This is a genomic window from Intrasporangium sp., from assembly GCF_036566125.1.
GTDB lineage: Bacteria > Actinomycetota > Actinomycetes > Actinomycetales > Dermatophilaceae > Intrasporangium.
The window spans coordinates 1-5,912 of the sequence record NZ_DATCWX010000331.1; the positions used below are offsets into that span (position 1 = coordinate 1).

11 protein-coding genes are annotated in these 5,912 nt (G+C 66.4%); 8 read left to right on the forward strand and 3 right to left on the reverse strand.

Features of this window, described 5'->3' with window-relative positions; genetic code table 11:
- Window positions 1–8: 8 nt before the first annotated feature.
- Entirely contained in the window at window positions 9–806 is a 798-nt protein-coding gene (locus VIR15_RS19935) for a tyrosine-type recombinase/integrase (RefSeq protein WP_331931010.1), read from the reverse strand.
- A 68-nt stretch (window positions 807–874) separates the two neighbouring features.
- On the opposite strand from VIR15_RS19935, the gene VIR15_RS19940 reads away from it, so the two are divergent.
- The 5 genes from VIR15_RS19940 (at window position 875) to VIR15_RS19960 (ending at window position 2,604) form a co-directional block, all read left to right on the forward strand.
- On the forward strand, window positions 875–1,057 hold the full coding sequence (locus tag VIR15_RS19940; protein ID WP_331931012.1) for a helix-turn-helix transcriptional regulator: 183 nt from the start codon (window positions 875–877) through the stop codon (window positions 1,055–1,057).
- 1 nt (window position 1,058) lies between these two features.
- Window positions 1,059–1,265 carry a hypothetical protein gene (locus tag VIR15_RS19945; RefSeq protein ID WP_331931014.1) on the forward strand — a complete coding sequence of 69 codons (207 nt, stop codon included), beginning with the start codon at window positions 1,059–1,061 and terminating at the stop codon, window positions 1,263–1,265.
- Window positions 1,266–1,366: 101 nt separating this feature from the next.
- Complete coding sequence (locus tag VIR15_RS19950) at window positions 1,367–1,699, forward strand: helix-turn-helix domain-containing protein (RefSeq protein ID WP_331931016.1); 333 nt, start codon at window positions 1,367–1,369, stop codon at window positions 1,697–1,699.
- Window positions 1,700–1,804: 105 nt separating this feature from the next.
- Entirely contained in the window at window positions 1,805–2,146 is a 342-nt protein-coding gene (locus VIR15_RS19955; RefSeq protein WP_331931018.1) for a hypothetical protein, read from the forward strand.
- Window positions 2,143–2,604: a hypothetical protein gene (locus VIR15_RS19960; RefSeq protein ID WP_331931020.1), complete on the forward strand. Its 462-nt coding sequence runs from the start codon at window positions 2,143–2,145 to the stop codon at window positions 2,602–2,604. The genes VIR15_RS19955 and VIR15_RS19960 overlap by 4 nt, the downstream gene beginning before the upstream one ends.
- A gap of 362 nt (window positions 2,605–2,966) precedes the next feature.
- Here VIR15_RS19960 and VIR15_RS19965 read toward each other — a convergent pair whose 3' ends face one another.
- The gene (locus VIR15_RS19965) at window positions 2,967–3,173 is read right to left on the reverse strand and encodes a hypothetical protein (protein WP_331931022.1); all 207 of its coding nucleotides are present in this window, start codon (window positions 3,171–3,173) and stop codon (window positions 2,967–2,969) included.
- A gap of 14 nt (window positions 3,174–3,187) precedes the next feature.
- Here VIR15_RS19965 and VIR15_RS19970 point away from each other — a divergent pair, with 14 nt between their 5' ends.
- The 3 genes from VIR15_RS19970 to VIR15_RS19980 all read left to right on the forward strand — a co-directional run bounded on the left by VIR15_RS19970 (window position 3,188) and on the right by VIR15_RS19980 (window position 4,919).
- Window positions 3,188–3,436, forward strand: coding sequence for a hypothetical protein (locus tag VIR15_RS19970; protein WP_331931024.1), 249 nt, complete (start codon window positions 3,188–3,190; stop codon window positions 3,434–3,436).
- 162 nt (window positions 3,437–3,598) lie between these two features.
- The gene (locus VIR15_RS19975) at window positions 3,599–4,063 is read left to right on the forward strand and encodes an NfeD family protein (protein ID WP_331931026.1); all 465 of its coding nucleotides are present in this window, start codon (window positions 3,599–3,601) and stop codon (window positions 4,061–4,063) included.
- 7 nt (window positions 4,064–4,070) lie between these two features.
- Window positions 4,071–4,919 carry a slipin family protein gene (locus VIR15_RS19980; protein WP_331931028.1) on the forward strand — a complete coding sequence of 283 codons (849 nt, stop codon included), beginning with the start codon at window positions 4,071–4,073 and terminating at the stop codon, window positions 4,917–4,919.
- A gap of 222 nt (window positions 4,920–5,141) precedes the next feature.
- On the opposite strand, the gene VIR15_RS19985 is transcribed toward VIR15_RS19980, so the two are convergent.
- The coding region (locus VIR15_RS19985; protein ID WP_331931030.1) for a hypothetical protein at window positions 5,142–5,912 on the reverse strand (771 nt) is incomplete at its 5' end.

Genomic DNA, 5,912 nt, shown 5'->3' on the forward strand with positions numbered 1-5,912 from the left:
GCCACGGTTTACGGCTCCGCAGTCCGCAGGGAGTCCGCAGGAATCGTCAGTGCGGCCCGCATGAGGCCGGCCGCCGCATTGCGGGTCTGGTCCTCGGCGGTTGGCCATAGGTGCGCGTAGGTGTTCAGGTTTGTCGTCGCCGTCGAATGCCCGAGCGCCCGCTGCACCGTCACGACGCTGCACGCATCTGCGATCAGCCCGCTGGCATAGAAGTGCCTCAAGTCGTGAAGCCGAGCCCATGAGAGACCGGCCGACTTCCGGGTCGCCCTCCAGCGCCACGTCACCGCGTTGTCGTGCATCGGCTGGCCGTCAATCGTGAAGAGCCACCGATCCAGCTCGCCTTCGGGTGTGGTCGTCGCTATGTGCTCCGCCAGCATCGTGCGTAGGTCATCGGGCAGCGAGACAACCCGCTCCGAGCCGTACTTCGGTGGAGCGATCTTGTATCCCGACCCGTCGCGCTGGATCTGCCGCGACACCTTCAGCTCTCGCCGCAGGAAGTCAATGTCACCTACCTGGACACCTGACGCCTCGCCGAGCCGCAACCCCGCGAACGCGCACAGTGCGACGTAGGCCCGAAATCCCTTGCGGCTCGAGACCCGCTTGCTGTCGGCGCAGGCGACCAGCCGCCCGACCTCGTCGACAGTGGGGATCCGCATCGCCACCTCGGCCTTCCGCCGACGAGGCAGGACCACTCCCTCGGCCGGGTCGGACGAGATGACCTTGTCCTTGACCGCCGCCCGGAACACCGAGCGAACAATCACGAACCTGGTCTTGATCGTCGACGCCGCGAGCCCCTCCACAGTCATGGACTTGATCCACGCCTCTACGTGAGACCTCCGCTCTTGATGTTGGAGGTCAACGATGGCCCAAGAAGTTGCTCACGCTCGACGAGGTCGCAGAGCGGCTCCGCCGCTCTCCCGCACAGCTCCGCTGGATGCGGCACAACGGCACAGGTCCCCGGTCCGCGAAAATTTCGGGCCGGATTTTCTATCGGGAGCAGGAAGTGGAGGACTGGATCGACGCCCAGTTCGCCGCCGACGAGAAGGCCGGTGCCTGACATGGACGGCCGAACCGAAGCCCTCGTCGACCTCGACCGCCTCGCCTGCCAGATGCGCCGCCAGACGCTCCACGGCGACGACACCGCCGCGGTCCTCAGCTACCAAGCATTCCTCGACTCCCTCCGCGACCTCTGCGAGCGGATAGGCGTCGACTACGCCCTTGTCCTCGAGGAGTCCCAGAAGAATCACGAGGCCGCGACCGCCTGACGTCCCCGTCCGATCAGCCACTGACCAGAAGGGAGCCGCCGTTGACGACCGAGTCGACGACCGGCCTGTGGTGGCGGCATCGCTGGATGGAAGCCGTCTAGGTGAGCGACGTCAAGCCGCTGGAAGTGCTCGTCGCGACCATTTACGCCGACCATGCGGGCGACGGGCGGACCGCTTGGGTCACCCTCGACCGGCTCCGCGAGCGCTCCAAGCTGTCACGCGACGCCGCCCACCGAGCCCTCAAGGGCCTGGTCGCCAAGGGCCTGCTCGTCGTCGTCCAGAAGGCGAAGCAGCACGGGGCCACCGTCTACGCCCTTGTAATTCCGGACGATCTCAGCAGTACGGGAGACGGACCTCTAGTGCAGTCCAGCAGTACGTCTCCCGGACCCCTGAGCCAGTCCAGCAGTACGTCTCGCGACACCAGCAGTACGTGAGGCTTATCCAATCAAATCTCTTATCCCATTCCTGATCCCATCTCTCTCTCGCGTGACCAAGAGCTTGTCGCTGACCTTCTCGGCCTGGAGCCGAGAGACGAGCGATTGAAGAACGTCCAGAAGATGCTCACGGACAACAACGTCCGGAGCCCACGAGCATGGATCACGACAGTGGCCCGAGACGAGACGCTCCTCGGCCTCCTCGATGCAGCACGGCCCGCGCCGAACCCTGACGCCTGGATGACCGCCCGAAGCGACCGGCACTTCTGCGGGGAGTGCTTCCAGCCCATGGAGAACCACTCGAGCTACTGCTCGCAGTCGGACAAGCAGCCGCTTCTCTGCGCCTCGGGATGTGGCCAGATCGTCAAGCTGGCAGACCTCACCCTCGAGCGACCGTGCAAGGTCTGCGGCCAAGTCAACACCCTGACCCAGAAGGACGCCTCGTGAACGACGACCTGCTCCCCCTGCGGATCCCCGGCGAACCAGAGGTCCGCACGCTTCGGCACGGCCTCACCGCGATCTACATCATCGACCCCGAGGCCCGCGCTCGACGGATGCCCAAGGCCATGCCCATGCCGCGTGCCGAGCCGGCCCTCTGCGGACAGCCCACGGCCAGCGGCCGACCCTGCCGCAACCGTGCGGACGTCTGCTCCTGGCACCAAACCACTCCAAAGGAGCAACGCCTCATGACGATCAAGATCCTCCGAATCCTGGGCATCCGCTCCAAGAGCCCCGTCGTCCTCGCCACCGTCGACGGCTTCGCAGTCCGCTGGCAGCCGCGCGAAGGCTGGTCCTGCGAGTGCGACGAGGTGACATTCCCCGACTGCCCGCACATCCCCGCGATGAAGGGCCTGCTCGACCCGCGAGTCCTCACCTCGCCGCCGAGATCCGGAGTCGTCTGGTGATGCTCCTCAAGGCCTGTGCCGACTGTGGCGAGCCCACCGAGGCCGCACGATGCACCGACTGCCGACCGCGCGACACCAAGCCGAGCGCGACGAGCCGAGGCTACGACTCGGCCTGGGCCGCACTGTCCCGGCGAGCCCGTCGCCTACAGCCGTTCTGTACCGACTGCGGCACGACCGAGGACCTGACGACCGACCACTCGCCCGAAGCATGGCGACGCAAGGAAGCCGGACTGCCGATCCGCCTCGAGGACGTCGACGTCGTCTGCCGCAGCTGCAACGCGAGACGAGGAGCGGCGAGACCTGGGCGGGTCGACCCGCCTCGCCCTCCTTCCGGACCCCCGGGGAAGGCAGAGTCCGCGTCTCTATTGGGTCGCGATCCTCGCCCAATCCTTCGCTTCGTCCTCTGCGGTCCCCTTGGTGGGCTCCCAAGACCACCATCCTGTGGGACTCAGGTAGTAACTCGGCGCGTCGTCAGGATTGACGTGAAGCACGCCGTGCTCGCGGATTTCAACGATTCCCTTGAGCTCAATGATCTGGTTGTTCGGGAGTGCAATCTTGTGAGTTGCCATGTCAGGACCCTGCCATGAAGGCTCTCAAGGCTGGCCCGAAGGCCGCCGTCACCGTCCCACCCCTCGACCTCAAGGGCTGGCCGACTGACCGCGCCAAGCGCCGGATCCGGTTCATCGAGCGTTACGTCAACGTCCCGAAGGGTCACGGCGCCGGAAAGCGGCTGAAGCTCCGCGACCTCCAACGGGAGATCATCACTGGAGCGTATGCCGCTGGGATCTGGTCGGCCGCTCCCCTGTGCGTCGCAGTTGTGCGGCGCGCTTGACTCAGCCGCCTCCGGTGTCTTGGGCGGAGTGATGCGACCCCGCAGGGCGCGCGGCGTCCCTCAGACTCCAGAGGTACCCTCGGGTTGTAGCCGGACTTCAGCTCGAGCCGGTTGGAGCCGGGCCCGTGAAGAAGGACTCGTCCGGCAGAAGAGGTGTTCGCCGTGGTCGTCCTCGGTTTGATCGTTGTCCTCGCGGGGCTCGCCGTGGTGGTCATCGAGGCGCACGCCTCGACCGGAGGCGTGCTTGCGGTGGCGGGTGTGATGGCCGTAGCTGCCGGTGTCGGCTTGATCATGGCGGGTTCGGGCGCGCCCCTCGTGCTCACGATTCCGGTCGCGGTGGTGCTGGCGGTGCTTGGCGTACTCGGGATCATGCTGATGGCACGCAAGGTCGTCGCGGCTGGCAATCAGTCCCCCCGCACCGGGCCCACGGCGCTGATCGGAACCGTGGCCACCGTGCGCACCTGGAACCACGAGGAGGGACAGGTCGTGGCCGACGGGACCCTCTGGCGCGCCGTCCTCTCCGGGGACTGGCAGGACTCACGACCAATTCCCGGGGAGAGAGTCACTGTCGAGACGCTCGACGGGTTGACGCTTTCTGTACGCCCGCTCTACACCCAAGGGAAGTGACGCCGGCATGCAAAGCGCCGTCATCGTCATCATCATCATCGCGCTGATCTTCTTGGCGGCGCTGAGTGCATCAGTCCGCGTGCTGCGCGAGTACGAGCGTGGAGTCGTCTTCCGACTCGGCCGACTCATCGAGCTCAAGGACCCTGGACTGATCCTGTTGATCCCGGTCGTGGACCGGATGGTGCGGGTCAGCCTGCGCGTGATCACCATGAATGTTCCTCCACAGGACGTCATCACCCGGGACAACGTCCCAGTGCGGGTCACGGCGGTGGCGTACTTCAGGGTCATCGATGCCAACCGGGCGATCGTGGAGGTGGAGGACTACGTTGCGGCCACCAGCCAGATCGCGCAGACCTCGCTGCGTGCCGTACTTGGCAAGGCCGAGCTCGACACCCTGTTGGCCGAGCGTGAGCGGCTCAACGAAGACCTGCAGAAGGTCATCGACCAACAGACCGAGCCTTGGGGAGTCAAGGTGTCGATCGTTGAGATCAAGGACGTCGATGTGCCCGACTCCATGCAGCGAGCCATCGCCCGCCAGGCCGAGGCTGAAAGAGAGCGTCGCGCAAAGGTCATCAATGCTGAGGGCGAGTTCCAGGCGTCCACGCGGCTCGCCGACGCGGCCGATGTGATGAGCCGCAATTCCGCAACGCTTCAATTGCGGTATCTGCAGACCCTGATAGAGATCAGCAACGCCAGCACCTCAACGACCTTGATTCCCCTGCCCGTCAACCTTCTTCAACCCCTGTTGGCCCAGCTGGATCCGTCCCGAGAGGCCCGGTCTCAACAGCCAGCCACGGCGCCCGGCCCGCAGGAACCCAGCCAGCGTGTCGTCCTCGGTGAACAAGACGGCAGGTGAACATCTTCAGTCAGTGCGGTTCTGACGCGGTCGACGCACTTGGCCAGACCGCCGGGTGACGTGCATGACGCGCGTCCCCCGACTTGGCGCTCAAGTTCGCGCCTCGATCGGGCGTACTTGATCGTCGAGGGGGCGACCGCTCAGCCGTATGCCGCTGGGCTGGCTCCCAGCGGCATACAGGCTTTGCGAGTGGTTGGGTCACACGCAGTTCAGCCAACCGGCTCAGCGGCCGTCGGCCGAACCGCCGGTGTCCTGCCGAGCGAGCTCCTCGGTCGTGCGGTCGCTCAGCTCCTCGACGGTGACTCGACGCGACGTCCCGTCCCGGAGCGTCACGACCGCACCGGTGATCTCCGGGGCTGTGAGCGCTTTCTCCTGGACCTCGTTCGTCGGCGCGTCAGGCCACCACGCGGCAAAGTGGCCCTCCCGCACCGTCGCCGTCACTGGGCCCTTCGCCACGGTGTCGAGGACCACCCCGACGACGTCAGAACCGACACTCCCTGTGACGCCGCGGATGCTCCCCGCCGGCGTGCTGTAGACGGCGCCAAGGTCGCCGTGCACTGAGTTCGCCGCCAGCGGGGGCAGCGGCTCGCTCTGGGTGGTTGCCGCGCTGCCACCGGCTGCAACCACGCGACCATCTCGGACATAGCACGTCACGTCGCTCGACGCGGGCTTCGAGTCCGTCTCGTAGACGAGCACCAGCGATCCGCGCAATTCCGTGATCACCGGGCGCAGGCCCGACAGATCGGTCCCGGTCATGTTCGCCTTGGAGTCGCGTACATGGGCGTCACACGCCTGCTGCGCCTCTCGTGACTGTGCATCGGTGAGCGTCTGCGGGGTCGCGGACCACGCGAGCGCCTGGCTGCTGCCGAAGTAGTTCGGGAGCGCGATCGAGCCGACGCCAATCAAGGCCGCGGCCGCGGTGACGGCCAGTGTGCGGCGTACCACGCGTCGCGTGGTGGATGGCGACCGGGAGCCGCGGTCGGCAGTGGGCGC

Excerpts from the sequence above, each read along its gene's own strand:
- VIR15_RS19935 (WP_331931010.1), bottom strand. The coding sequence starts at position 806 with ATGACTGTGGAGGGGCTCGCGGCGTCGACGATCAAGACCAGGTTCGTG.
- VIR15_RS19945 (WP_331931014.1), top strand. The coding sequence starts at position 1,059 with ATGGACGGCCGAACCGAAGCCCTCGTCGACCTCGACCGCCTCGCCTGC.
- VIR15_RS19970 (WP_331931024.1), top strand. The coding sequence starts at position 3,188 with ATGAAGGCTCTCAAGGCTGGCCCGAAGGCCGCCGTCACCGTCCCACCC.
- VIR15_RS19980 (WP_331931028.1), top strand. The coding sequence starts at position 4,071 with ATGCAAAGCGCCGTCATCGTCATCATCATCATCGCGCTGATCTTCTTG.
- VIR15_RS19965 (WP_331931022.1), bottom strand. The coding sequence starts at position 3,173 with ATGGCAACTCACAAGATTGCACTCCCGAACAACCAGATCATTGAGCTC.